General features: G+C 57.5%; 29 protein-coding genes. 11 read left to right on the top strand and 18 right to left on the bottom strand.

Going from position 1 to position 22,210, the window contains the following annotated elements; translation table 11 throughout:
* Positions 1–11: 11 nt before the first annotated feature.
* The 3 genes from BUB60_RS09540 to BUB60_RS09530 form a co-directional block, all read right to left on the bottom strand.
* Complete coding sequence (locus BUB60_RS09540) at positions 12–893, bottom strand: MBL fold metallo-hydrolase (RefSeq protein ID WP_073078213.1); 882 nt, start codon at positions 891–893, stop codon at positions 12–14.
* A gap of 154 nt (positions 894–1,047) precedes the next feature.
* Positions 1,048–1,818, bottom strand: coding sequence for a 4,5-DOPA-extradiol-dioxygenase (gene ygiD, locus BUB60_RS09535; protein WP_073078211.1), 771 nt, complete (start codon positions 1,816–1,818; stop codon positions 1,048–1,050).
* An 87-nt stretch (positions 1,819–1,905) separates the two neighbouring features.
* A complete protein-coding gene (locus tag BUB60_RS09530) occupies positions 1,906–2,199 on the bottom strand; it encodes a GNAT family N-acetyltransferase (protein WP_278277492.1) in 294 nt (97 codons plus the stop codon).
* A gap of 524 nt (positions 2,200–2,723) precedes the next feature.
* Here BUB60_RS09530 and BUB60_RS09525 point away from each other — a divergent pair.
* The gene (locus BUB60_RS09525) at positions 2,724–2,942 is read left to right on the top strand and encodes a hypothetical protein (protein WP_073078206.1); all 219 of its coding nucleotides are present in this window, start codon (positions 2,724–2,726) and stop codon (positions 2,940–2,942) included.
* Between the two features lie 4 nt (positions 2,943–2,946).
* Here the strand turns inward: BUB60_RS09525 and BUB60_RS19765 are convergent, their stop codons facing one another.
* From BUB60_RS19765 to BUB60_RS09510, 3 genes are all read right to left on the bottom strand, one after another.
* On the bottom strand, positions 2,947–3,900 hold the full coding sequence (locus BUB60_RS19765; protein ID WP_207650766.1) for a hypothetical protein: 954 nt from the start codon (positions 3,898–3,900) through the stop codon (positions 2,947–2,949).
* Between the two features lie 2 nt (positions 3,901–3,902).
* Positions 3,903–4,352, bottom strand: coding sequence for an endonuclease domain-containing protein (locus BUB60_RS09515; RefSeq protein ID WP_073078202.1), 450 nt, complete (start codon positions 4,350–4,352; stop codon positions 3,903–3,905).
* A gap of 218 nt (positions 4,353–4,570) precedes the next feature.
* Positions 4,571–7,066, bottom strand: a complete 2,496-nt coding sequence (locus BUB60_RS09510) for a pyruvate formate lyase family protein (protein WP_073078199.1) — start codon at positions 7,064–7,066, stop codon at positions 4,571–4,573.
* A 288-nt stretch (positions 7,067–7,354) separates the two neighbouring features.
* Between BUB60_RS09510 and BUB60_RS09505 the strand changes: the two genes are divergently transcribed.
* Complete coding sequence (locus tag BUB60_RS09505) at positions 7,355–8,308, top strand: glycyl-radical enzyme activating protein (protein WP_073078197.1); 954 nt, start codon at positions 7,355–7,357, stop codon at positions 8,306–8,308.
* A 4-nt stretch (positions 8,309–8,312) separates the two neighbouring features.
* Here the strand turns inward: BUB60_RS09505 and BUB60_RS09500 are convergent, their stop codons facing one another.
* Positions 8,313–9,749 (bottom strand): DHA2 family efflux MFS transporter permease subunit, encoded by a 1,437-nt coding sequence (locus BUB60_RS09500; protein ID WP_073078194.1) that lies wholly within the window; start codon positions 9,747–9,749, stop codon positions 8,313–8,315.
* Positions 9,750–9,867: 118 nt separating this feature from the next.
* Between BUB60_RS09500 and BUB60_RS09495 the strand changes: the two genes are divergently transcribed.
* From BUB60_RS09495 to BUB60_RS20140, 3 genes are all read left to right on the top strand, one after another.
* Positions 9,868–10,485 (top strand): TetR/AcrR family transcriptional regulator, encoded by a 618-nt coding sequence (locus BUB60_RS09495; protein WP_073078192.1) that lies wholly within the window; start codon positions 9,868–9,870, stop codon positions 10,483–10,485.
* A gap of 117 nt (positions 10,486–10,602) precedes the next feature.
* Entirely contained in the window at positions 10,603–10,857 is a 255-nt protein-coding gene (locus BUB60_RS09490; RefSeq protein ID WP_073078189.1) for a hypothetical protein, read from the top strand.
* Complete coding sequence (locus BUB60_RS20140) at positions 10,847–11,014, top strand: hypothetical protein (protein WP_159435379.1); 168 nt, start codon at positions 10,847–10,849, stop codon at positions 11,012–11,014. The genes BUB60_RS09490 and BUB60_RS20140 overlap by 11 nt, the downstream gene beginning before the upstream one ends.
* Here the strand turns inward: BUB60_RS20140 and BUB60_RS09485 are convergent.
* Together BUB60_RS09485 and BUB60_RS09480 are read right to left on the bottom strand one after the other, a co-directional pair.
* Positions 11,009–11,806, bottom strand: a complete 798-nt coding sequence (locus BUB60_RS09485) for an NAD(P)H-dependent oxidoreductase (RefSeq protein ID WP_073078187.1) — start codon at positions 11,804–11,806, stop codon at positions 11,009–11,011. The genes BUB60_RS20140 and BUB60_RS09485 overlap by 6 nt on opposite strands.
* Positions 11,803–12,438 carry a TetR/AcrR family transcriptional regulator gene (locus tag BUB60_RS09480; protein WP_073078185.1) on the bottom strand — a complete coding sequence of 212 codons (636 nt, stop codon included), beginning with the start codon at positions 12,436–12,438 and terminating at the stop codon, positions 11,803–11,805. The genes BUB60_RS09485 and BUB60_RS09480 overlap by 4 nt, the downstream gene beginning before the upstream one ends.
* A gap of 238 nt (positions 12,439–12,676) precedes the next feature.
* Between BUB60_RS09480 and BUB60_RS09475 the strand changes: the two genes are divergently transcribed.
* From BUB60_RS09475 to BUB60_RS09460, 4 genes are all read left to right on the top strand, one after another.
* Positions 12,677–13,270, top strand: a complete 594-nt coding sequence (locus BUB60_RS09475) for a DUF6143 family protein (RefSeq protein WP_073078183.1) — start codon at positions 12,677–12,679, stop codon at positions 13,268–13,270.
* A gap of 223 nt (positions 13,271–13,493) precedes the next feature.
* Positions 13,494–13,718, top strand: coding sequence for a hypothetical protein (locus tag BUB60_RS09470; protein WP_143162313.1), 225 nt, complete (start codon positions 13,494–13,496; stop codon positions 13,716–13,718).
* A 137-nt stretch (positions 13,719–13,855) separates the two neighbouring features.
* The gene (locus BUB60_RS09465; protein WP_073078179.1) at positions 13,856–14,338 is read left to right on the top strand and encodes an LURP-one-related/scramblase family protein; all 483 of its coding nucleotides are present in this window, start codon (positions 13,856–13,858) and stop codon (positions 14,336–14,338) included.
* A gap of 91 nt (positions 14,339–14,429) precedes the next feature.
* Complete coding sequence (locus tag BUB60_RS09460) at positions 14,430–14,933, top strand: GreA/GreB family elongation factor (RefSeq protein WP_073078177.1); 504 nt, start codon at positions 14,430–14,432, stop codon at positions 14,931–14,933.
* Positions 14,934–14,989: 56 nt separating this feature from the next.
* Here BUB60_RS09460 and BUB60_RS09455 read toward each other — a convergent pair whose 3' ends face one another.
* Together BUB60_RS09455 and BUB60_RS09450 are read right to left on the bottom strand one after the other, a co-directional pair.
* Positions 14,990–15,307, bottom strand: coding sequence for a type II toxin-antitoxin system RelE/ParE family toxin (locus tag BUB60_RS09455; protein WP_073078174.1), 318 nt, complete (start codon positions 15,305–15,307; stop codon positions 14,990–14,992).
* 2 nt (positions 15,308–15,309) lie between these two features.
* Positions 15,310–15,576: a type II toxin-antitoxin system Phd/YefM family antitoxin gene (locus BUB60_RS09450; RefSeq protein ID WP_073078172.1), complete on the bottom strand. Its 267-nt coding sequence runs from the start codon at positions 15,574–15,576 to the stop codon at positions 15,310–15,312.
* A gap of 165 nt (positions 15,577–15,741) precedes the next feature.
* Between BUB60_RS09450 and BUB60_RS09445 the strand changes: the two genes are divergently transcribed.
* Positions 15,742–16,605 (top strand): DMT family transporter, encoded by an 864-nt coding sequence (locus tag BUB60_RS09445; RefSeq protein ID WP_073078170.1) that lies wholly within the window; start codon positions 15,742–15,744, stop codon positions 16,603–16,605.
* Positions 16,606–16,843: 238 nt separating this feature from the next.
* On the opposite strand, the gene BUB60_RS09440 is transcribed toward BUB60_RS09445, so the two are convergent.
* Positions 16,844–17,791: a D-2-hydroxyacid dehydrogenase gene (locus BUB60_RS09440; RefSeq protein ID WP_073078168.1), complete on the bottom strand. Its 948-nt coding sequence runs from the start codon at positions 17,789–17,791 to the stop codon at positions 16,844–16,846.
* 165 nt (positions 17,792–17,956) lie between these two features.
* On the opposite strand from BUB60_RS09440, the gene BUB60_RS09435 reads away from it, so the two are divergent.
* Complete coding sequence (locus BUB60_RS09435) at positions 17,957–18,847, top strand: DUF362 domain-containing protein (RefSeq protein WP_073078166.1); 891 nt, start codon at positions 17,957–17,959, stop codon at positions 18,845–18,847.
* 63 nt (positions 18,848–18,910) lie between these two features.
* Here the strand turns inward: BUB60_RS09435 and BUB60_RS09430 are convergent, their stop codons facing one another.
* From BUB60_RS09430 to BUB60_RS20135, 6 genes are all read right to left on the bottom strand, one after another.
* Positions 18,911–19,528, bottom strand: a complete 618-nt coding sequence (locus BUB60_RS09430; protein WP_073078164.1) for a helix-turn-helix domain-containing protein — start codon at positions 19,526–19,528, stop codon at positions 18,911–18,913.
* On the bottom strand, positions 19,521–19,991 hold the full coding sequence (locus BUB60_RS09425) for a hypothetical protein (protein ID WP_073078162.1): 471 nt from the start codon (positions 19,989–19,991) through the stop codon (positions 19,521–19,523). Before BUB60_RS09425 ends, BUB60_RS09430 begins: the two co-directional genes overlap by 8 nt.
* A gap of 113 nt (positions 19,992–20,104) precedes the next feature.
* Complete coding sequence (locus BUB60_RS09420; protein ID WP_073078160.1) at positions 20,105–20,641, bottom strand: flavodoxin family protein; 537 nt, start codon at positions 20,639–20,641, stop codon at positions 20,105–20,107.
* A 112-nt stretch (positions 20,642–20,753) separates the two neighbouring features.
* A complete protein-coding gene (locus BUB60_RS09415) occupies positions 20,754–21,365 on the bottom strand; it encodes a GNAT family N-acetyltransferase (RefSeq protein ID WP_073078158.1) in 612 nt (203 codons plus the stop codon).
* Positions 21,366–21,450: 85 nt separating this feature from the next.
* A complete protein-coding gene (locus BUB60_RS09410; protein ID WP_073078156.1) occupies positions 21,451–22,089 on the bottom strand; it encodes a DUF3786 domain-containing protein in 639 nt (212 codons plus the stop codon).
* A gap of 2 nt (positions 22,090–22,091) precedes the next feature.
* Positions 22,092–22,199, bottom strand: coding sequence for an ASKHA domain-containing protein (locus tag BUB60_RS20135; protein ID WP_479725498.1), 108 nt, complete (start codon positions 22,197–22,199; stop codon positions 22,092–22,094).
* Positions 22,200–22,210: the final 11 nt, after the last annotated feature.

Below are 22,210 nucleotides of genomic sequence, written 5' to 3'. Positions count from 1 at the left end.
ATAGGGTAGTTTTACTCGATTGCTGCCCAAAGTAACTGCCCATTTTCAAAAATTACCGCTATTCGTCCGGTATCCTTTAACCAGGAAAGATATGAGCGAACTGTACTGCCAACAAGTACATATTGCTCAAAGTTCATTGTTAAACCATAATCATTGAAAAGCTGTTGCAAAGCCTTCTCAAAGATAATCGGCTTTTTACAGATTTCAAGTATCTTATCCGCTATTCCATGAACCTTGTCAATGTTGATCTGAACCAGCGGGGCAATGCTGTCTGTGGCTTCCGCGTGGGCAGGGATGAACGCCGCCGCTTTTAAGGTCTTCACCATTTCCAAGGTGTCAAGATAGGCGGCTACATCATAGATAAATCCGATTTGGTATTTTTCCAGCGTTTCTTTACTTGACAGGCAGTCGGCCAGAAAAACGACATCATCCGCGGTTCTGAAACCCACCATATCAAAGAAATGGCCCGGCAGAGGTATGCTGCTCATCCCTACAGGGAGAATATCCTCTGCCAGAGACTCCGCGCTGCTTTCCTGCGCCATCAGGAATTTGTGTCTCAAGTCCTTTGGCGGGAACCCGCCGTATAGAAAAGACGGCTCCAGAAGCGGGTGATTTGTAAAATCGCACTCAATACCCGACGCATAAATTTTGCATCCGGTTTGAGTCTGCAAATACTTATTGCCGCCGATATGATCGGCATTAGAATGCGTATTATAGATCGCCGTCAGCTTCCAGCCATTGGCGTCCAGTATCTGCCTGACTTTTCGTCCGGCGTCCTTATCGTTTCCGCTGTCGATAAGACATACATCCGTATCGTTGAGCTTAACAATACCAATCTTTGCTGGACCTTGTATGTAATAACTGTTTGTCCCGACCTGATTTAGCTCATACATTGGGGAGAACCTCCAATTAGCAGAAATTCTTTTGATTGTGAATTATCTTAAATACTAGCTTCCGCCTTCGCTACATGGTTTAAACATAACAGGACGTTTTTCTTGCTGCTCCTGCTATTATGGGTGATGGGCACTACATAATTAAATATTTGTTTTATTCAAATAGATAACAAGTCATAGACAACGCGCCCAGAGTACACGAATCGTTTAAGACCGTAAGCTTGTCGCTTTTATCGGACGCGCCCAGAACATACAAAAGCGGATCGAAGTGGTCTGGTGTATGAAAGGCCATCGCTGCTGATGGTCCGGCTTTACTATAGTCCAGAACATCGTCATATTTGCCGTCAACTATCTTGCCTTTGACATACCCATCAAACTCCGATGCCCAAGAATAACCGCCATCCATGTCCCAGTTGACCCGCGACAGGTTGTGCACCACGTTGCCGCTGCCGAAGATCATTACGCCCTTATCGCGCAGAACGGACAGCTCACGGCCTGTTTTGAAATGGGCCTCGGCATTAGCGTCGGCATCAACACTTAGTTGATAAACAGGAATATCAGCATTCGGGTACATTCTGCGTAAAACGGACCATGTGCCATGGTCAATACCCCAGCTGTTGTCAATTTTTACGTCTCTGCTGATCAGCGCCTTTGTTTCATGGGCGAGCTCTGGCGATCCATGAGGCTGGTATACGACACGGTACAGTGCCTCGGGAAAGCCATACATATCATAAACAACCTCAGGCTTAGGGGCGTCCGTTATTTTCGTTCCTTTCGTAAACCAATGGGCTGATATGGATAGAATGGCTTCGGGTTTTATTATGTGCTTGCCGATTTCAGCCCAGGCTTTTGAATACTGGTTATCCTCAATGGCATTCATGGGTGACCCGTGCCCGACAAACAATGCTGGCATTCGTTCTGACATAGATTCAACCTCAACAATTTATAATCAAAATTTGGTTGGCCTGTATATAATAAACATACGAGGATTATTCAGCGGATAATCACTGTTTCACAAATCCAGAAACATTGTCTTGCTTAATTCCAAAAATCCTTTTCCAGTATAAAACCGGGTTGCATCTAAATTGAATGAATAGACTTTTAATTCAATTCTATCAATATTATTGGACTTTGACCACTCTTTTGCTTTCTCAAGAAGTAATGGTCCTATATGGCAGTTTTGAAAACCTGATTTAACTACGAGACTATCAATTTGGCTCCATCTCCGGCTTTTCATTGTGGGAAAATCAGAAGATTCTGTTATGCACATTTCAAGTAACCCCACAATCTCCCGATCCTCCTTGATTCCTGGCCTGGAGATTCATTAGTTGGAGATTTTACATTATTCAACTTCCCATTGTTGCTATAATGTGCGTCAACCCCACCTTGGAGTATATTCCCTTATCCAACAATAATCAACAAAAAAGCCCCCGCCTGCCCGGCGGGGACCCCTCTAAAATATCCTCTTGCATTTTTCTCCCAATAGCGTTAATATTACCCTATCGAGAATAATAAATGCGGCAGTCATGGGGTGCGGGAACACCCCATGACCTGTGCAGGATGTTAAGGCATCCGTACACAACAGCAAAGCTGTACCAACCAGAATTATAATACCCTTTCCTCATTTTGGCAAGGTGGTGTTGTATTCTTGCGTTGCGCATGTTTCGCGGTGTAGGGTGTTATCCTACACCGCGTTTGTTATTTCTCGATGGGGGAAGCCTTGAGGGGCCGCGAAAGTTAAGCGGTAGAGGAAATGAGAAGTTCAGGCAGTAAAAAACCGCGGCCTCTCGGGCAGGCCTTCATTGAGAAATTGTATATGGAGGGTTACAAATGGTAGATCACGCGGCGATGTATAAGACGCTGATGGGCGGCATGCTGGATGCGCTCGAGGATATCGAGCAGCAGAATTACGGGTTTGCCAAGCTCACGCTGGTAAAAACCCTGCAGGTGGCGGAGGATATCTGCAGCCTGGGCGCCGGGGAGGAGCTCCCGGCCGTCAGGCTCCTGACCCCGCTGGACCCGAAATCCACCGGCCGCCGCCGGCGCTGAAGCCTTATTTGACGGTGATCGTCTTTGCGGCCTCCAGCGTTTCCATATCGCCTTTATCCGAATAAGAATATTTAAAATCAGCGATAAGAGTATATTTCCCCTTGGGCAAGGTCAAGTCCTTGCTATTTACGAACTCTTTGATCCAATCAGGGCTTTTTTCATCATAGCCGCCGTTCTTTTCGTAAGCAAACTTTCTTATCTCATCTTTTTTAAATTCCTCTTTGGCGCATATCAGCAATCTCAACCCGCCCAGATATCCGTCGCTGCTTTTGACGGCAAAAACAACCATAGGCCTGTCAACGTATAAGGTGGCGTTATCGGCGTTTCCCGTATATTGGAGCGTGGCGTAGCAGTCTATCAATTCGCCCGCGCTGTATTTGTTCTTATCCGTATAGATTTTTAATGAAAAGTCGCCGTTCTTATCTGCCGCATGCCCGGCGCAGCCGCTTAAAAACAGGGACGGCAGCAGCAATAGCAGAACTGTATATATTTTAAACTTTTTCATATATTCCCGTCCTCCCCCGGCTCCCTCAGACGAGGGAGCTGTCGCCCGCGGCGACTGAAGGAGGGAGCCTTCCCGGCGCGGCAGCATGCTACACACAGCGGCGCGAAACAAGTTCACTCCTTCCGCCGCGGCTTCGCCGCGCCACCTCCCTCGACCGAGGGAGGCTTTTTTGGGGCCGCGTTTTTCCCCGGCTCCCTCAGACGAGGGAGCTGTCGCCCGCGGCGACTGAAGGAGGGAGCCTTCCCGGCGCGGCAGCATGCTACACACAGCGGCGCGAAACAAGTTCACTCCTTCCGCCGCGGCTTCGCCGCGCCACCTCCCTCGACCGAGGGAGGCTTTTTTGGGGCCGCGTTTTTCCCCGGCTCCCTCAGACGAGGGAGCTGTCGCCCGCGGCGACTGAAGGAGGGAGCCTTCCCGGCGCGGCAGTATGTTACACACAGCGGCGCGAAACAAGTTCACTCCTTCCGACGCGGCTTTGCCGCGCCACCTCCCTCGACCGAGGGAGGCTTGGAAAACGACTGGGTTGCGCCGTCATTTTCCAACAATTGAAGGAGCGATTCTTTGACCGAATTCTCTATGGCTGAGCAAACAGCAGAGAAATTCCGTTCGATCTCCAGATTCGTAAACCTTATAACCGTAAGACCATAGGCATTCAGAATTTCTGTCCTTATTGCGTCATATTCCTTTTGCTCCGGTTCGAAGTGTCCGCTTCCGTCGAGCTCAATGATGAGCTTTGCCTTGGCGCAGTAAAAGTCGGCAATATAGCTATCTATAACCTTTTGGCGCTGAAATCTGACAGGATATGCAGAGAGAAATTCATACCAAAGCTTTCGCTCCTGAGGCGTAAGGCTTCTGCGTAACTCTTTCGCCCGGTCGATCAGGGCTCTGTTGTATTCGAGAGACACGCGGTAGTTCACTCCTTCCGGCGCTCCGCGCCACCTCCCTCGGCCGAGGGAGGCTTTTTTTGGGCCGCGTCCCTCCCCGGCTCCCTCAGACGAGGGAGCTGTCGCCCGCAGGCGACTGAAGGAGGGAGCCTTCCCGGCGCGGCAGCATGCTACATACAGCGGCGCGAAACGTGAAGGAGGGACCTTTCCCGGCGCGGCAGAATCACTCCCTGCGCCGCTTACAGCGCCTGTTCCGTCCGGCGGATGAAGTCGTCCTGGGTGTTCTGGTTCAGGGTGACGAAATATGTGGAGAAGCCGGCGATGCGAACGACGAGATTTTTGTACTGGTCCGGGTTCTTCTGGGCCTCGCGCAGGGCTTTGGTGGAAACGACGTTGAACTGGACCTGCATGCCGCCCAGGCGGAAGTACGTCCAGATGAGCTGGCGGAGCTTCAGCGCGCCCTCGTCGCCCTCCACGGAGGTGGGGGTGAACTTGATGTTCAGCTGGTCGCCGTTGGTGAGCTTGCGGTGGGGCAGCTTGGCGGCGCTCCGGAGATAGGCGGTGGGGCCGTTTTTGTCAAAGCCCTGGCGGGAGGAGATGGCGTCGGCGATGGGCTCGCCGGCCTTGCGGCCGTCGGGCGTGGCGCCCAGCATGGCGCCCATGTAGATGTGGGCCGTCATGGTAAAGGTGCCGCCGGAGTAATTGCCGCGGGGGCCGGTCTCGGCCGCCATCATGTCGGCAAAAAGCCCCAAGGCCCAGGCGGCCAGCTCGTCGACCTCATCGATATCGTTGCCGTAATGGGGCACGTCGTTGATAACGGTCTGGCGGAGGTCCTCATAGCCCTCCCAGTTGGCCTGCAGGGCGTCGTACATCGTTTTGAGGGGAACGGTTTTGTCGTCAAAGCAGAGTTTTTTGATGGCCATGAGGCTGTCGGCCACGTTGGCGGTGCCGCAGGCGGTGCAGCCGGTGCGGTTGTACCTGGCGCCGCCCTCGGTGACATCCTTCCCCTTGTCGATGCACCCCTCCGTCATGGCGGAGGCGGCGATACAGGGGAAGTACTGGGAATAGACCATTTCGAACATGTTGGAATAGGACACGTTCCAGTCCAGCACGTGGCGCATCTCCGTTTCAAACGCGGCCTTGAACTCGTCGAAGCTCTCATATTCGTAGAGCTTTTTGCAGGGTACCGCCGTCTTCCCGCTCCGGGGATTGACGCCGCCGTTGATCGCCAGCTGGACAACGTCCATCATGTTCCAAATGGATTCCCGCCCGGTCATGCCGCAGGCGGGCCACTCGTTGCCGGTACCGGCGGGCTCCACGCAGCCGACGATGCTGTAGTTGCAGGCGTCCTCCTTCGTAAAGCCCATGTCCATGAGGGAGGCGATGATGATCTCGTCGTTCTGGAGCTGGGGGATGCCGCCGCAGAGCTTGCTGGACTCGATGGCCAGCCGCCAGATCTCGTCGGGCGTGCTTTTGTTGATGCGGAGCGCCACCGTCGGGTCCGGCAGGCGCATGCGGCCGTAGGTCTGCAAAAGGAGCGCGGTGGCCGGCGTCGTATCGTCGGCGCCGTCCGGCGTCACGCCGCCCAGGGTCAGGGCGATGCCGGCGGTGGCTGTCATGCCGTCATAGATGGAGGTAAAGAGGTTGCCGCCCTTTTCGTTGAGGTCGATGAGCCGCTGATTGTTCATGAAAAAGCCGGGCAGCGAGATGAAATCGTAGATGCGGAGGATGAACGCGTCGGAATACTCCTGCGCCTCCTCCAGGGTGATGGTGCCCTCGTCCAGCTGCTTTTTGAGCAGATGGCCCACGTATTTGTCCACGCGGCCCATGGACTGGCCGTGCTGCTGCGCGTCGGTGATAAGCAGGAGCTCATAGAGGAGGATGGCCTGCAGGCCCTCCCAGTATGTCCGGGCGGGGTTTTCCATGATCCACTCCAGGGAATCGGCCATGCGCCAGAGCTCCGCTTGGCGCGCGCCGGACGCCGACGCGGCTTTCTCGCGGCAGACCTTGGCGTAGCGTTTGGACAGGAGCATCGCCCCGTCGCACACGCGGATGACGGCGTGGTAGAAGACGTGGGATTTCGCCCTGTCGCCGGTGAGCTTCCCCTTCTGGGCCGCGATTTTTTGCAGGGCCTCGTTTTTCACCGCGGCAAAGCCGGTGTTGACGACCTTGTCGAAATTGGCGACATAATGGCCCTGGGGCATGCCGGACACGGTGGTCATGACCCTGTTGCCCATGACCATGCCGTTTAAGATGCAGCCGTTGCCGAAGGCCTCGTCCCAGAAGTCCTGGGTGAGCGCGCCCTCCACAAGCTTCGAGAGCGTTTTGTCCTTCCAGTAATCGTAGGCGTCACGGAAGATGCCGCGCTGCGCGTCGCTCATATGGATGGAGTCGGCGGTCTGCCAGGCGCGCCTGAAGTTTTCGTCCGTGTCGTCCACCACGCCGGGAATCCAGTCGCAGCTCCACTCCACATAGGGGGACAGGGACTGGGCGTCCGGCCCGGGGGTGCCGACGAACACGTCGTCGTCGAAGACGTTTGTCTGTTTCTCCGCGCACCAGGCGTAGAGCGCGCCGGCGCGCTTTAAAAGCGGGAACTCGTTGTCGTGCGCTTTGCAGTAGTCGGTGTAGATTTTCGTGCGTTCGGCGTTGAGCGTCATGTACTTGCCGCCGGTGAAGACATCCTTCTTCTCGCGGATGCGCCTGATCCGGTCGGACACGGGGGAAAACTGGAACATCGCCATTACTCCTTCACAAGGTTTTTTGATGATGCGCCGGGACAAAATTTAACAAAAGTGCCGTTGTCTGCATTATACCACACGTCTTATTTCGTAGCTAGATACGTATTAAACTTTTTTCCGGCGGGCAGACCATCCTCAGTTTGATTACAGCACACCTCCTTTTTCCCAGCGCGAGGCGCCGCATCTTCTGGTCGGAGGCGGCGCCTTGTGCTATAATGGCGGTGCCGGGCGGCGGCTGTCAATAACGCCGCCGGCGGAATTTATAAGATGAGGCGGGTGCCTGGGATGGAAAAAACACTCACAGGGAAAACGTACGATATCCAGGGCTTCAGCGTGCAGGACGGGCCCGGCATCAGGACGACGGTGTTTCTCAAGGGCTGCCCCCTGCGTTGCCCTTGGTGCCACAGCCCGGAGTCTCAGGAATTCAAAACGGAGCTCAACTGGATGGGCGTCCGCTGCCTTGGAATCGACGCGTGCGGGAAGTGCCTCGACGCCTGCCCCAACGGGGCGGTCACGCCGGGGCCCGTTTCGCAGAACGCCGCCGGTGAGGACATCGTCTGCCCCGCGGTGGACAAATCAAAATGCGACGAGTGCGGCGCGTGCGCCGCGGCGTGCCGGGCCGGCGCCCTGTACATGTGCGGCACGGACCGGACGGTAGACGAGGTCATGCGCCGGATCGAGCGCGACCGGCCGTTTTTTGAGGAATCGGGCGGCGGCGTGACGGTCTCGGGCGGCGAGTGCCTCAGCCAGCCGGAGTTTACGCTGGAGCTGCTCCGGCGCTGCAAGGCGGCCGGCCTCCACACCGCCGTGGATACGACGGGCTTCGTCCCCTGGGAGGTCGTGGAAAAGCTCCTCCCGTATACCGACGTGTTCCTCTACGACCTCAAGAATATGGACAGCGCCCTGCACCGGCAGGTCATCGGCGTGCCCAACGAGCCGATACTGGACAACGCCCGGAAGATAGCGGGGGCCGGCGGGCGCCTCTGGGTCAGGATACCGGTCATCCCGATGTTCAACGAGTCCAAGGCGCATTTTGATACATACGGCCGGTTCCTCTCCGACATCAGGGACGCCGTCGACATTGTCCAGCTCCTGCCGTACCATACCCTGGGCGTTTCCAAGCACGACAGGCTCCTGAAAAACGACACCGTCTTCATGGCCGAGCCGCCGTCCGACGCGCTGATGCAGGACCGGAAAGCGCAGCTGGAAGGGTACGGATTGAAGGTACGCGTGCATTAGATGCTCAGGCCGCCATGCCGGGGGATTCTTGTTTGCGCAGCGGCAGGAAGAGCGCGGGGACGGCGGCGATGAGGGTGAAGCCGACGGCCCACCAGAACGCCGTATTGAAAGCCGCCGACGCGGCCACCGGCACGAGGGCGGTGAGCTGATGCTGGACGATGACGGCCAGGGTGGCCGAGCCGAAGGCGCCGCCGATCGTCTGGAGGATTCGCATGGCGATGCTGGCGTGGGGCACCTGCTCTCTCTGGAGCCCCTCGTAGACGGAGGCCATGACCGGGATGGCCATGCCGCCCAGCCCCGCGCCCCGCACCAGGAGCGCCGCCGCCAGGAGGACGTTGCTTGTCTCCCCGCCGGCAAGGGCAAAGGGGATCGTGCCGAGGATCGTGACGGCGAGGCTCACGAGTACGATGCCCCGCGCGCCCGTCTTATCGGTCAGGCGGCCGACGAGACTGCGGGTCAGCAGCATGCCGAGTCCCTGGGGGATCATCATGACGCCGGTCAATAAAACGCTTTCGCCGCGGACCTGCTGGTAGTATAATGGGAGCAGCAGCATGGCGCCGTTTGTGGCGATACCAGACAGGAACATCACAACCGTCGAGGCGGAGAAGTTCCGGGACTTAAACAGGCGCAGGTCGATGACGGGCGGCTTTTTGGCCCGCAGCGCGTAGACGACGAAGGCCAGCAGCAGCACGACGCCGGCGAGAACCGGGACAAGCACGGCCGGGCTGCCGAAGCCGCCGTGTGAGCTCACCTGGGAGATGCCGTAGATAAAGGCCGCAAACATGGGCGACAGGAGAAGGATACCGGCTATATCCAGCCGGGTCTTGCCTTTCTGCCCCGCGTCCTTGGGCACCAGGAACAGTGTCAGCAGCAGCGTGATGAAGCAGATGGGGATATTGATGTAAAAGGTCCAGCGCCAGCTCAGGCCGTTGAGAATCAGGCCGCCCAGCAGCGGGCCCAGGATCGGCCCCAGCAGCGAGGGGATGCTGATGATGGACATGAGGCTGCCGAGCTTTTTGCCGCCGGAGATATGGACGATCAGGGTGGTGAGCGTGGTGAGCATCAGGCCCGTGCCGAAGCCCTGGACCAGTCTGAAGCAGATGAGGCTCCCGATGCTCCAGGACACGGCCGACAGGACCGAGCCGACGAAAAAGAGGAGCATCGAAAACACGTACACCCGCTTGCCGCCGAACCGGTCGGCCGCCCAGCCTGAGATCGGCACCGCGATGCCCATGGCCAGCGCGTAGCCGGTGGCGACCCACTGGATGACGGAGACCGTTGTTTCCAGCTCCAGGGCCATCGTCTTCAGCGCCACGTTGATCATCGTGCTGTCCAGAAGCGGCGCCAGAACGCCGAGGACGAGGATGACCGACACCCGGACGACGGCCGGGTCCAGCCTTTCCCCGGTTGTCTTTTGTTTTTTCAGTTTTTTGTCTGCCATATATATGTTCCTTTCATAGCGAATAAGAAACGTATCGTCTCTTATTTGCTATGATACACTGCCGGCGTAAAAAAGCAATAAGTAAATTATGAAATTTTTATAAAGGATGGCGGCGCGTATGGATGAGGAAAACGGGAACGTGAAACAGAGCGGGACCCGCCGGCGCGGCAAGGTCTTGGAGGACGCCATTCTTGAGGCGGCCTGGGACGAACTGCGGGAGGCGGGCTATAACCGCCTGACCATGGAGAGCGTCGCCGCCCGGGCAAAAACGAACAAGGCCGTGGTATACCGGCGGTGGGAAAACAAGGCCATGCTTGTGGTCATGGTCCTGCGGAAATATGTGCTCCCCATGATTCCCAGGGAGGTGCCGGATACAGGCAGCCTTCGGGACGACGTTTACCGGCTCCTTTCAGGGCTGGGGGCCCCGCTGCGCATCGTCGGGGCCGAAACCCTGCACGGCCTGATGGCCGATATGATCGGCAAGGTCCTGAGCGCGTCCATGCAGAGAGAGCATGAAAGCGACACAGAAAATACGCTCCTGGACGGCATGATGACAATCTTGAAAAACGCCGAGAAGCGGGGCGAGGTGATCGCGGAAAAGGTTCCCCGCCGCGTTGCCATGCTGCCGCTGGACCTGTTCCGCTTTGAAATTTTCATCCACCGCGCGCCGATATCCGACGAGACCGTCCGCGAGATCGTCGACGATGTGTTTATGCCGCTGGTGGTCAAGCGCTAGCTGCCCTACGGTGCAAAATCACGCGGCCCCTCATAGGGCGAACCCGTGCTGCTTTGTTGCAGTTCCGGCGCGGGCCTGCTATAATTCCTCCATATCACATGTGAAAGGTTACAGACGATGTCTTATATATTTGTCGATGTTGATGAGGCGCGCCGGTGCGCGGGGCTGATGAGCGGTCACGCCGAAGAGTTCGGGGCGCTGCTGGGCGGGGCGCCGGAGGCAATGCGGGAAAAGCTGGAGGCCTTCCGGCAAAGGCTCGCCGGACTGGCCGCCGACCTGTCGGCGGAGACGGAAAAATACGCCGCGGCGGACGAAAAGATGAAGCGGCTGCATTTAATGACGAACGACAGGAGCGGCCGCCATGGAGAATAACAGCATCGCCGCCGCGCTGCGGGAGATCGCCCTGATGCTCGACAGGTGCGCCGACGACGTGCCTTACGAGCTTTCCGCCCAGGACAACCTGTATTTCCGCATGGTGGACGCCGCGAAGGAAGCCCGGGCGCTCATCAAAGATATGCAGGCTCTATAAACGACGAAACGGCCGCCCCAAGGGCGGCCGTTCAACCATCAGCCCGATACTGAGCTTGAAAATACCCTTGAATGCTTTGCCGAGCAGCCGCCGGGCATAGTGGCCGCGGAGCGGATAAAAGTATTCTGCTTTGTCTTTATAATATGCGATATCCGCCGGACACGCTTTCTGATACGCTTCGACGGAGCAAAAGGTTTTGAATGCGTAAAACCAGCCCCAATCCTCTATGGCCGGAAGTCTTTTCTTTTGCTCTTTTAATGCGTCATAAAAAGCGGCGGAGGCTTTATCGATTTTCCTTTTTGCCCTCGCGGCGCCGGTCATGGGAATGGGCGGCATCGTGACCCCGAGCTTCATCACCCTGCCGCCGCCGGCCAAAACCGCAAGCTGGCTCAGCGTCTGCTTCATGCCCCTTGCGGCCCCGATGGTCGTGACCGCCAGAATTGTTTTGTCAAAAAAGCAGGGCCGATGACAGGTATAAGCGAATCTGTCAATAAAATTCTTCATCAGACCGGGCACGCCCATGGCGTAGCCCGGCGCGGCAAATATGAGCCCGTCGGCTTCTGAGAGCTTGGCGCGTATCAAATCCCTGTCGTCCTTTAAAGGGCAGCTGTCCTCGCCGCGCGCAATACATACGAAACAGCCGGTGCACATCTGGAGGTTGCTGTCGCGCAGAAAGAGGTATTCAAAATCAATGTCAGGGTCGGCCCTGAGCATATTTTCTCTGATCTGCCCGACCACATGATATGTGTTGCCCTTTTTCCTCGGGCTCCCTATAATGGCTAAAACCTTCATTTTCGAGGTGCACCCTTCCTGACAAGAATATAGCGGGCGTAAAAATCGTTGTGCTGCTTCATTTTTTTGTCGATCTCGTCAAGGTCCAAACGCTCGCGCAGAAAGTTCTGCTCAAAGTAAAGACTGACGACATAGGCAACGTACTCCTCGGCCAGTACCCCGGTGTCTGCCGGATCGATCAGGTTGCTTTCCGCCATCCGGTCAAAGGCGTGGCGGAGCGTTTGGTTCGGTTTTTCGATAAGCTCCCGAATGAAAAAATCCCGCACCGAAGGATTCCGCTGCTGTTCAACGGTGATGATTTTTGCTATTTTCACGACCTCCGGGTCCCACATCGCCGTTTTGAATTTGTCAAATGATTTGTTTAAAAAATCTTCGGGAGTCATGGAAGTCATAGTGTCGCCGAGTCCCTCCGGGGGGAAAGCAGTCTGATTCATTTTCTCCTTGAAGGTGCTGAAAATATGGTCAAGTATGGCCTCTTTGCTTTCGTAATGCTTGTAAAGGGAACTCGCCTTAATGCCCACATGAGCGGCGATCTCGCGCATGGATACATCCTTGAATCCGCTTTTGGCAAACAAATCGATCGATGCGGCAAATATTTTTTCTTTGGTTGTCCTGTCTTTGGCCTGCGCCATATATAAGCCTCCCTGGCGGCTAACGTTTGTTAGCTGCATTATACGCTAACAAACGTTAGCCGTCAAGAGAAAATTGAGGCACACGGCGTCACCTGTCGCCTGCCTGGCCTACGACCCCTGGTTCAGGCCGTACCCGCCCAAGGCGGCCGATTTCGTCCCTGCCGGCAATCACAGGCCCGCGGGATTTTTTATACAATAGGGTGAAGCGCTTTCACATTTTACTTATATAGGTGAGCTTATGAAGAACGATGAATGTTGCGGCAAATGCAACAAAACCATAGAAACCACAATCGGGCCGAAGACCATCTGCGTGCCCATCGAGCTGTATCAGTCGGAGATCGGCGAATATTTTATCGGCTATGCCGACGGCCTGACCTTCGGAAACGGCACGACCGCGTGGGCCATGCTGTATAATCCGCTGGACTCGGACGTCAACCTGCACGTGGACACCTGGACCGTCACCGGCGTGTCGGGCGCGTCGAATCCCATGGAGGCCCCGGGGGGCTACACCGCGCAGTTCTGGTTTAATGCCAAAACGGCCGGCGCGTGGAAGGAATCGCCGCGCGTCACCCCGGCCAATACGGCCTATTGGCCGTTGCCGGCGCCGCAGGTCAAGCTGCTGCAGGCGTCCAATTCCACCACCGAGCCCTCCGGCGGCGTTATGGGCTTTGCGCGCCGGGGCGCGCCCAACGAGACGATAAGCGGGGAAGAAGGAGGCAAGCTCATTATCCCGCCCGGCGGCAACCTTATGGTACTCCTGTCAAACCCGGATTCCCCGTCCTCCGCCGCCGCCGGCAGTGTCGGCTTCGGCTGGTGGGAGGAGAGAATTTAACCCCGCGATACATAAAACCCGCGCAGTAGCGCGGTCAACCGACGGTCACAGCTCGCCCCTGCGGCGCATTTCGTATAGCGTCGCAGGGGCAAACTGCGTTCGCCTCGTCTTTCGCGGTTCCTCCGCCGGCCGGCGGGGCTTTTCGCCGCGCGGTGTTGATAATTAAGAGGGGAGGGAATATAATCCAAGGCAGGGGGCGATTATGCGGATGGGCGGAATTCATATGAAAAAATATGACGATATGAGTACCGAGGAGCTTAATAACGAGATTAAAAGGCTTAAGGATCTTCTCGAGGAGGTCATTGAAGAACGGGAAATGATATTCAGCACGACCGGAATCCACCGTTCCGTCCAATATCACGTCGTTAAGTATGAGACGGAGATAAATGAAATCAAAGAAAATATCGATCATATAAGCAGGCTGGCAGAAGGCCGTGCCGCTATGTAAGCCTGTTAAGGGGTTCAGAGCTTTGCGCCGGCGCGCGGACTTGAAGAGCAAAAGCAGGCAAAAACAGGACCCATGCTAAGCTGAGGCTGTATATGGCTGCATTAAGCTTTTCCGCGCAGGCAAAGGAGGGGAAAACAATGAAATTGTACATACAGCAAAAGGTGTTTTCATGGGTGGACCGGTTCACGGTGATGGACGAGGCCGGGCGGGATAAGTATTACGTTGAGGGCGAGCTCTTTTCATTTGGAAAGAAGCTGCATCTATACGACATGGCCGGCGCGGAACGCGCCTTTATACAGCAGAAGGTTTTCAGCTTCCTGCCGCGCTACTTTGTGTTTGTGGAGGGGATGGAGATCGCGGAAATCGTCAAGGAGCTGACTTTTCTGCGGCCGAGGTACAGCATCGAGGGCCTGGGCTGGGAGATCAACGGCAGCTTTTGGGCCCACGACTATGAAATCGTCCAGGGCAGCCGGCCGATCGTGACGATCCACAAGGAATGGATGACGTGGGGCGACTGTTATGAAATGGACATCGCGGACGAACGCGACGAGATCGTCGCCCTTTCGGTGGTGCTGGCCATCGACTGCGTGATGGCCGCGGAAGCGGCGGCCAACTCTTAAAAAAGCGGCCGCGATTCCCGCGTCCAGTGCGGTTAATCCATAATAAAGAGCGCCATAATTTCTTTAGATAAACTTAAAAAGAGGCAGTACCATGTACGATGAACTGACAGAGGTCGACATTAAAAAAATGCGGGAGGAGATTGAATACCGGGTCAATGTCCTGCGGCCGCAGATTCTGGAGGATGTGAAGACCGCCAGGGGCTTCGGCGATCTGAGCGAAAACTTTGAATACAAGGCGGCAAAGCAGGTGAAAAACCGCAACGACAGCCGCATCCGGTATCTTGAACGGATGATCAAAACGGCAAAGGTGATTTCCGGCGCGTCGAAAGCCGGGGAGGTGGGCCTGTTCGACACGGTGGAAATATATTTCGAGGAGGACGGCGAGGCCCAGACCATCCGGCTCACGACCACCCTGCGGCAGGACGCGCTGCAGGGGATCATCAGCCCGAAATCGCCGCTGGGCAAGGCGCTGATGGGCCATAAGGTGGGCGACCGCGTCCGGGTGGACGTGAATCCCGAGTACAGCTATTACGTCGTCATCCGCGCGCTGGAAAAAGGGCAGGACGACGAATCCCTGCCCATCAGCAGCTATTGAGGATAAATAAAAACGGCGGACACAGCGCAGCTGTGTCCGCCGTTTTTGCGTATGGATTACCGCATGAACCAGCCGTAATCCTGCCTGCAATCGACAATATAATCGACGTATACGGTCCTGTCCCTGATCTGGTACAGCACCAGGTACCGTTTTTCAATGAACATCTTGTGGTACTTATTCGGCGGGATGAATTCCGCATCCAGAAACGGAAAACGTTCGGGCAATTGGGAGAGAGAACGGATACCGGCGATAATTTTATTTTTTGCTTCGCGGGCCGCGTCGGGGCTTGTTCTGGCCAGAAAAGCAATGTGGCCGGCCAGCATCTGGCGGGAGCGGTCGGACACAATGACGTCATAGGCTGCTCTTTTGTCCATTGCTATGCTCCGGCGATAATACCGTCCAGATAGCGCTCCAATTCGTCGGGAGTGTATCCGGTTCTGCCGGCGAGACGGTCTTCTTCCACTGCCAGGAGCTCCTCACGGAGCTTCAGCATTTTTTCCCGGCGGGTGAATGTATCGATGTCCATGACCACAAGATCGCCCTCGCCGTTTTTTGTGAGAAAAATGGGCTCCCCCGTGGCGCGGCACAATTCGGCAATTTCGTTGTAATTCTGCCGGATATTCGCAGACGGCTTGATTTGCATGGCATCAGCCTCCATAGTAACATTCTGACTATATTATAGACGTTTTATTCTATGCGGTCAATTGATTTTATGTCACGCCGTTTTTATTTTGCTGGCGATACCCCGACCGCTGTGCTATAATAGCCCTCGTTTGAGTCTATATTGCGCGGATGGATGGGATAAGGATTGAAAAAGAAACAGAGAATCGCGGTGGCGCAGATGCTGGTCTGCGCGGCGCTGTGGAGCACGGGCGGGATACTTATCAAGCTGATCGACTGGAATCCCTTTGTGATCGCGGGCGTCCGGAGCCTGCTGGCGGCGGCCACCATCGGCATCTACATGGCGGTGACGCGGCAGAAGGTGATCTTCTCCAAAAATACGGTCATCAGCATGTTTTTTCTGGCCGCCACGTTTATCTGCTTCGTGACCGCCAACAAATTCACCACGGCGGCCAACGCTATCGTGCTGGAGTTCACGTCCCCGATCTTTATCGTCCTGTTTTCCGCGCTGCTTTTCCGGCAGAAATTCAAGGCCTCGGAGCTTGCCATCGTGCTTTTGACCTTTGCGGGCATCACCCTGTTCTTCATCACCGGGCTGCAGGGGGGGCAGCTGTTCGGCAACATCCTCGGCATCCTGGCGGGGGTGTTTGTGGCCGGCATGTACATCACGGTGGGCCAGGCCACGGACGGGGAGAAGATGAGCGGCATTCTGCTGGGCCAGCTGCTGACGGCGCTGATCGGCCTCCCCTTCGCGTTTTTCACGCAGGGGACGGTGTCGGTAACGACGGTGTCCGCCGTCGTCGTCCTGGGCGTTTTGCAGATCGGCATTCCGTACATATTTTTGGGGCTGGCGGTGCGGTACTGTCCGCCGCTGCCGTGCTGCCTGATCGGCGCGGTGGAGCCGCTGTTAAACCCCGTCTGGGTGCTCCTCTTCAACGGCGAGCGTCCGGGACCCTTCGCCCTTGTGGGCGGCGTTATCATCATCGCCGCCGTCACCGCCCAGTGCGTCCTTCAAGCCAAAGCCCCCGCGCGCGAAAGCGCCCCGGCATGAAAAAATAAAGCCTCGTCCGTGCGGGCGGCCTTTACTCGTGTCCCCCGTCCTTTTCGCCAACGGCGAAAAGCTTTTTTGGCGTCGGAGTGCGCGGGCGTGTGACAGAGCCAAAAAAGGTCAAATCTTAAAGGGTGGCGGAATTCACTTCCGCCACCCTTTACCTTTAGAGCCGCCTCAGCGGCGACAATCTTCCCCCCGTGTTGCCGGGAAAGCCCAGCGCAGCGGGTTTTCCGGCAGTTTAATATGCCTCGCCTTTTTTGATCTGGTTGATCAGCGGCTGACCGGCGCGGAAGCGCCGGATGTTGTCGCACAGGAACCGGATCGTCTTCCGCTCGGCGCTGTCCGACAGCCCGGCGTTGTGGGGCGTGATCATCACGTTGTCCATGGACCAGAGCGGGCTGTCCTTGGGCAGGGGCTCCCGGTGGAACACGTCCAGGACGGCGCCGGCGATCTGCCTGCCGCGCAGCGCGCTGATGAGCGCGTCCTCATCCACGGTGTCGCCGCGGGCGATGTTGATAAAGACGGCGGAATCCTTCATGGCACGGAATTCCTCCGCGCCCATGAGGTGATACGTCTCGTCGGTCAGGGGTGTGGCCATGACCACAAAGTCGGCGCGGGGGAGCGTCTCGCGCAGCGCGCCGATGCCCAGGATCTCGTCGAAATGCGGCTCCGGCGCCGGATGGCGGCGCAGGCCGAGAACGCGCATGTCAAAGGCCCCGGCCTTCCTGCCGATCTCCCGGCCGATCAGTCCCGTGCCGACTACCAGGAGCGTTTGGCCGTCCAAGTCGTCGCCGGAAAAAAAGGACTGCCAGTGGGCCCTCTCCTGATGCTGTATAAACGTCGGGAAATGATGGCTCCAGGCCAGCATCCCGCCCAGGACATATTCGGCGATCGTCACGGCGTGGGCGCCCTTCGCGTTGCAGACGGCGATATCCCGCGCGTGGAGGGCTTCGAGCGGCAGCTTTTCAACGCCGGCACTGGCGCTCAAAACGAGCCTCAGCTTTTTGGCGGTGGCCAGCAGCGTCTCGTCCAGCAGCGCCGCGCCGCCCATGGTGAGGGCAATGTCGGCCTCGGGGAGCGCTTTCAGCGCCGCCTCCGCGCTGCGGCATTCCACGACCTTTTCGCCGGTGGCCTCTTCAATGGCCTCGAGATAAGGGGTGTCCCAGACGAGGAGCGATACGATCATTTTATCTCCTTCCGCCGCGCGTGCGGCGTATTGTTTTTGCCCCATTATACCGCCATTCCCCGGCGCGTTCAAGGCGGCGCGGCGCGGTATGGAATATTTGATTGAAAAACGGCGGGACGGACGTTATGATAGAGCCATGAATAATAAAAAACTGGAGGCTGTCCAATGAATCAAAAAACGCGGATATACCTGGTGGCGACCGAAAACAGGAGCGAGGGCGTCACCCGCTGTTTAAGCCATATCGGCCCCCTCGATTACGCTGGGAAAAAGGTCTTCCTGAAGCCCAATTTCAACACGGCGGACGTGTGCCCCGGCTCGACCCATAACGACACGCTGGAGGGGCTTTTGAAGGCCCTGAGGGCCGCAAATCCCCTCGCCCTTACCGTCGGCGACCGCAGCGGCCCGGCGGACACCGCCGAGGTCATGCGCCAGAAGGGCATCCCCGAGCTCTGCGCCAGGCACGGCGCCGGGCTTGTCAACTTTGAGGCGCTGGACGACAGCGGCTGGGTGAAATTCAGCCGGGACGATCTGCACTGGCCCGGCGGTTATTTTGAATATCCGAAGGTCGTGCAGGACGCCGATGTGGTCGTGTCCACCTGCTGTCTCAAGACTCACGGCTTCGGCGGCGTGTTCAGCATGTCCTTAAAGCTCGCCGTGGGCCTCACGCCCAAGGATTTCCCCAAGCTGCACAACACCCCCGACATGCGCCGGATGATCGCCGAGATCAATCTGGCCTACACGCCCGACTTTATCGTCATGGACGGTATCGACATCTTTACGGACGGCGGCCCCATGGACGGCAAGCGGGCCAAGGCGGGCGTCATGTTCGCCGGCCGCGACAGGGTGGCTCTGGACGCCGTGGGCCTCGCCCTTCTCAAGCACCTGGGCAGCAACAAGGCCATCATGGACACCCCGATCTTTGAGCAGGAGCAGATGCGGCGCGCCGCAGAGCTCGGCCTCGGCGTCACCGCTCCCGACCAGATAGACATCGTCGCCGACGACCCGAAGAGCGAAGCCCTGGCCGAAAAGCTCCGGGCGGTATTAAAGGCGGAATAATACGGCCCATAAAGAAGACGCGGCGGCAGAATGATCTGCCGCCGCGCTTTAGCCGTTGCGTGGTCAGGCTTTGCTCTCGGGCTTCGGGGCGAATCTGACGATGAACGCCGTCCTGTTCCGGGCGCCCACCTTTTGAAAAATATGATTGACGTGTTTTTTTACCGTGTTTTCGGTGATGTACAGCTTTGCGGCGATTTCGCCATTGGACAGGTCAAGCAATATCTCCCGGGCCACGGCGAGCTCCCGGCGCGTCAGGTCGTAGTCCTCCAGATTTTCAGCGCCGCCGCCGGGCGGCGGCGCGCCGTCCTCCGGCCCGTCCTGCGGGACCCGGATCAGATCCAGGATAAAGTAAAATAAAAAGCCGTAGAAGAGCGGCAGAAAATTTTGTACGGCGCCCGCGTAGAGCTCCGCGCCGTCCGGCGTGCCCGCCGACAGAAAGGCGATATTGGCCAGAAACGCCGTCAGCCCGCCCGAGAACAGGAGCATGATTTTCAGCTTCTGCAGATAGCCCCATTTTCCCGAGCCCTTCCGGTAGCCCAGCAGCGCCAGCAGCAGGCCGCCCGACGACACCATGACGAGAAACGGGAGGTTGACGATGCGCAGAAAATCAAAGCCCATGATCAGCGAGAGCAGCGCCAGATAAACGAGGAGAATGACGGCCTTGACCGCGGGATTACTCATCGGCCGCACTGCCCGGGGCTCTCGTCATGTCGATCAGAAAGGCCTCGGCCTTGGCCCGCAGCGGCAGCAGGAACGAGACGCCAAGCAGCGCGTACAGGATGGAGACGACGGCCACGGCCGACAGCCGGCCGAGCATCTGCACCGTCGTCATGTTGGCCAGGATGGAAATGCCGCCCGCCAGAAAGCCGATAAAGCCGCCCAGCAGCGTCAGCCGGGTGGTGAGCTGCAGAGCGACGAGCACCTTTTTTACCTCCTCGGCGGGAGCTTTTTTCACCCGGCCCACGGCGATCCTGATCCCCATCAGGAAATACTGAAACTGTCCCGAGGCGATGAGCAGCGGCAGCACGACGGCGCAGATGATGAACAGGCTGCCTGGGTTCAAAAGGGCGCCCGCCGGGCCCAGGAAGGAAAAGCCGAGGATAAAAGCCGCAAGCAAAACAATAATGCCGATCCAGTAAAACATAAAATCATCCTTAATATTTGATATGCAACCGATTATCGACATAAATATACACAAAACGACTCCCGAATGCTATTACCCCCCGGGTGAAAAGAGTAGTATTTTTGTGCCGGCGGCTACAGCGACAGCCCCAGCGCCTTGGCTTTTTGCGGATATTCCGTGTCCTCGATATCCTCCCGGGCGCCCACGCCCGATACCAGCAGCGTCCCCCGGTCATCCCAGCGCAGGTGCCGGAGGATGGCCTTGTAGTGCTCCGTCAGGGCGTCAAAAGCCCACGTGTGCCGCGAGTTGCAGGTGGCAAGGAGCACGGCGCCTTTGGGCGGGTCCGTCAGCGCCCTGTCCACGGCGAAGAACCGGTCCACCACAGCCTTTAATTGCGCCGTCATGTCCCAGTAATACAGCGGCGTGACGAAGACCGCCAGATGAGCGTCCAAAAGCGCCGGCAGTATCTCGTCCATGTCGTCCTTCTGCACGCACGCCCCGCCGTGACTCTTGCAGTACCCGCACGCCATGCACCCGCCGACTTTCCTGAACGCCGCGTCAAACCGCACGACGTGATGTCCCTTTTCTCCCGCGCCCTCGGCGAACTTGTCCGCCAGCAGCGACGACGTCCCGTTTTTCCTCGGGCTCCCGGTGAGCATGACGATTTTCATGATGGTACCTCCTTAAAGCAAGTGGTTTTGAATAATTATAGTATTTTTCGGGAGACGATTCAACTGCCGCCGCGATAAAATTGGCCGTCCGAACAGGCGGCCAATCCATAATTTATTTTCCGCCCGGCTCGTGGAGCAGGCACCAGAAGTCCAGATTGTGCCTGGGAATAATATCGGTGTGAATGAGCTTAAAGCCCCGCTGCTCGTAATAGGCGACATTCTGCTCCCTGTGGGTCTCCAGGTAAACGGGCATGTTTTCCGCGTCTGTTTTCTTGAGAAGCGACGCGATCAATGCCGTGCCGGCCCCCGTCCGCTGCCTTGCGGGGTCGACCGATAAGCCCCACAGATAGTAATGCGGCCGCGCCGCCAGCAGCTTTTCCTGCGTATCGGCCAGATATGCCTCGCACTCGGAAAGGTTGGGGTAACGGTGCAGGCCAACCACCAGGGGCGCGGCCAGAAGGCCGTTTTTAATATAGTCCCAGTCGGACATCCGCGTATGCTCGGGCGGCAGTATAAACAGCACGCCGGAGACGTCCTCCGTCACCCAGACCTCCCCGAAGGAGACCGCGCTGTTTAAAACGCCCTCCATGTACCAGGGCAGACAGCGCATCCGCCGCTTTGTATCGGGAAAGTAATAGATCAGCGACGGGTAATCGTAAAACGAATCGGCCACCACCTTGGCGGCGCGTTTTTTCTGCTCCGGTTTCAGACGCCTGATCTCCATGCTAATACCTCGTTTCCTCTGTAAGTTACGTCTTGTATCGTATATTAAAACGCACAACGGCCGCCCTTTTCGGGCGGCCATACGTTTATTTTTTCCCTATTTCCTTCAGCGCACCGATGATCACGTCGCCCATGCAGGCCACGTCCTCGGCGGTGAACGCCAGGGGCATATTGTCCGAGAAGAGCCACTGGGACTGGGGCGGAAATTCGTCGTCGCCGGACCAGAGGATGAGCCGGACGGTGACGTGGGGGAGGAAGGCAAGGTCATAAGAGGCGTCGCCCTTGTCGTAAGGAACGCCGCCAAGCGCCTGGCAGGCCCGGGCAAACTCCCCGGGCTTGGCGCCGAAGCCGAACGCCAGGCGCTTAATGCACCGGCCCTGAAAGTTGCGGTCGTACACGTCGCCCCAGGGCAGCTCGCGGTAGGGCAGCCAGGCCCCGGTGGGCTCGGCCATCGTACCCTCGATGAGATAGCGGATCAGGAGGATGCGCCCCTCCTTGTCGTACAGCGCGCTGGGGCATCGCTCCGCATCCCGCGGCGCCAGGGAAAACTCCGGCCAGGCCGCGTCGATTTCAAAGCCCAGAACGGTGAGGGTGAACACGCCGCGCGCCGGGTCAAACGGGACGCCGGCGCGCCGGGAGACCTCCTCCGGGTCCAGCGCCCCGTACCGCTCCTGATAGATGGCCAGCGGCACGCCATATTGCTGGTTGGGGTTTCGTTCCGCCATCGCTATACCTCGACGGACGGGAAGAGGGCGGCGTCGGTATGAGGGAGGAAGCAGGCGGCGACGAAGGCGTCCATGTAGCCGGGCTGGGTGGAGAGCTCCAGATATGTCATGCACCTGGCGA

This window comes from Sporobacter termitidis DSM 10068 (assembly GCF_900130065.1).
GTDB lineage: Bacteria > Bacillota > Clostridia > Oscillospirales > Oscillospiraceae > Sporobacter > Sporobacter termitidis.
Note: the sequence above shows the minus strand (reverse complement) of the source record. Positions and strands in the feature narration are given on the sequence as shown.

Bases quoted from the DNA above. Each gene is read 5' to 3' on its own strand.
- BUB60_RS09540 (WP_073078213.1), bottom strand. From the start codon at position 893: ATGTATGAGCTAAATCAGGTCGGGACAAACAGTTATTACATACAAGGT.
- ygiD (WP_073078211.1), bottom strand. From the start codon at position 1,818: ATGTCAGAACGAATGCCAGCATTGTTTGTCGGGCACGGGTCACCCATG.
- BUB60_RS09525 (WP_073078206.1), top strand. From the start codon at position 2,724: ATGGTAGATCACGCGGCGATGTATAAGACGCTGATGGGCGGCATGCTG.
- BUB60_RS09510 (WP_073078199.1), bottom strand. From the start codon at position 7,066: ATGTTCCAGTTTTCCCCCGTGTCCGACCGGATCAGGCGCATCCGCGAG.
- BUB60_RS09505 (WP_073078197.1), top strand. From the start codon at position 7,355: ATGGAAAAAACACTCACAGGGAAAACGTACGATATCCAGGGCTTCAGC.
- BUB60_RS09500 (WP_073078194.1), bottom strand. From the start codon at position 9,749: ATGGCAGACAAAAAACTGAAAAAACAAAAGACAACCGGGGAAAGGCTG.
- BUB60_RS09495 (WP_073078192.1), top strand. From the start codon at position 9,868: ATGGATGAGGAAAACGGGAACGTGAAACAGAGCGGGACCCGCCGGCGC.
- BUB60_RS09490 (WP_073078189.1), top strand. From the start codon at position 10,603: ATGTCTTATATATTTGTCGATGTTGATGAGGCGCGCCGGTGCGCGGGG.
- BUB60_RS20140 (WP_159435379.1), top strand. From the start codon at position 10,847: ATGGAGAATAACAGCATCGCCGCCGCGCTGCGGGAGATCGCCCTGATG.
- BUB60_RS09485 (WP_073078187.1), bottom strand. From the start codon at position 11,806: ATGAAGGTTTTAGCCATTATAGGGAGCCCGAGGAAAAAGGGCAACACA.
- BUB60_RS09480 (WP_073078185.1), bottom strand. From the start codon at position 12,438: ATGGCGCAGGCCAAAGACAGGACAACCAAAGAAAAAATATTTGCCGCA.
- BUB60_RS09475 (WP_073078183.1), top strand. From the start codon at position 12,677: ATGAAGAACGATGAATGTTGCGGCAAATGCAACAAAACCATAGAAACC.
- BUB60_RS09470 (WP_143162313.1), top strand. From the start codon at position 13,494: ATGAAAAAATATGACGATATGAGTACCGAGGAGCTTAATAACGAGATT.
- BUB60_RS09465 (WP_073078179.1), top strand. From the start codon at position 13,856: ATGAAATTGTACATACAGCAAAAGGTGTTTTCATGGGTGGACCGGTTC.
- BUB60_RS09460 (WP_073078177.1), top strand. From the start codon at position 14,430: ATGTACGATGAACTGACAGAGGTCGACATTAAAAAAATGCGGGAGGAG.
- BUB60_RS09455 (WP_073078174.1), bottom strand. From the start codon at position 15,307: ATGGACAAAAGAGCAGCCTATGACGTCATTGTGTCCGACCGCTCCCGC.
- BUB60_RS09450 (WP_073078172.1), bottom strand. From the start codon at position 15,576: ATGCAAATCAAGCCGTCTGCGAATATCCGGCAGAATTACAACGAAATT.
- BUB60_RS09440 (WP_073078168.1), bottom strand. From the start codon at position 17,791: ATGATCGTATCGCTCCTCGTCTGGGACACCCCTTATCTCGAGGCCATT.
- BUB60_RS09435 (WP_073078166.1), top strand. From the start codon at position 17,957: ATGAATCAAAAAACGCGGATATACCTGGTGGCGACCGAAAACAGGAGC.
- BUB60_RS09430 (WP_073078164.1), bottom strand. From the start codon at position 19,528: ATGAGTAATCCCGCGGTCAAGGCCGTCATTCTCCTCGTTTATCTGGCG.
- BUB60_RS09425 (WP_073078162.1), bottom strand. From the start codon at position 19,991: ATGTTTTACTGGATCGGCATTATTGTTTTGCTTGCGGCTTTTATCCTC.
- BUB60_RS09420 (WP_073078160.1), bottom strand. From the start codon at position 20,641: ATGAAAATCGTCATGCTCACCGGGAGCCCGAGGAAAAACGGGACGTCG.
- BUB60_RS09415 (WP_073078158.1), bottom strand. From the start codon at position 21,365: ATGGAGATCAGGCGTCTGAAACCGGAGCAGAAAAAACGCGCCGCCAAG.
- BUB60_RS09410 (WP_073078156.1), bottom strand. From the start codon at position 22,089: ATGGCGGAACGAAACCCCAACCAGCAATATGGCGTGCCGCTGGCCATC.
- BUB60_RS20135 (WP_479725498.1), bottom strand. From the start codon at position 22,199: ATGACATATCTGGAGCTCTCCACCCAGCCCGGCTACATGGACGCCTTC.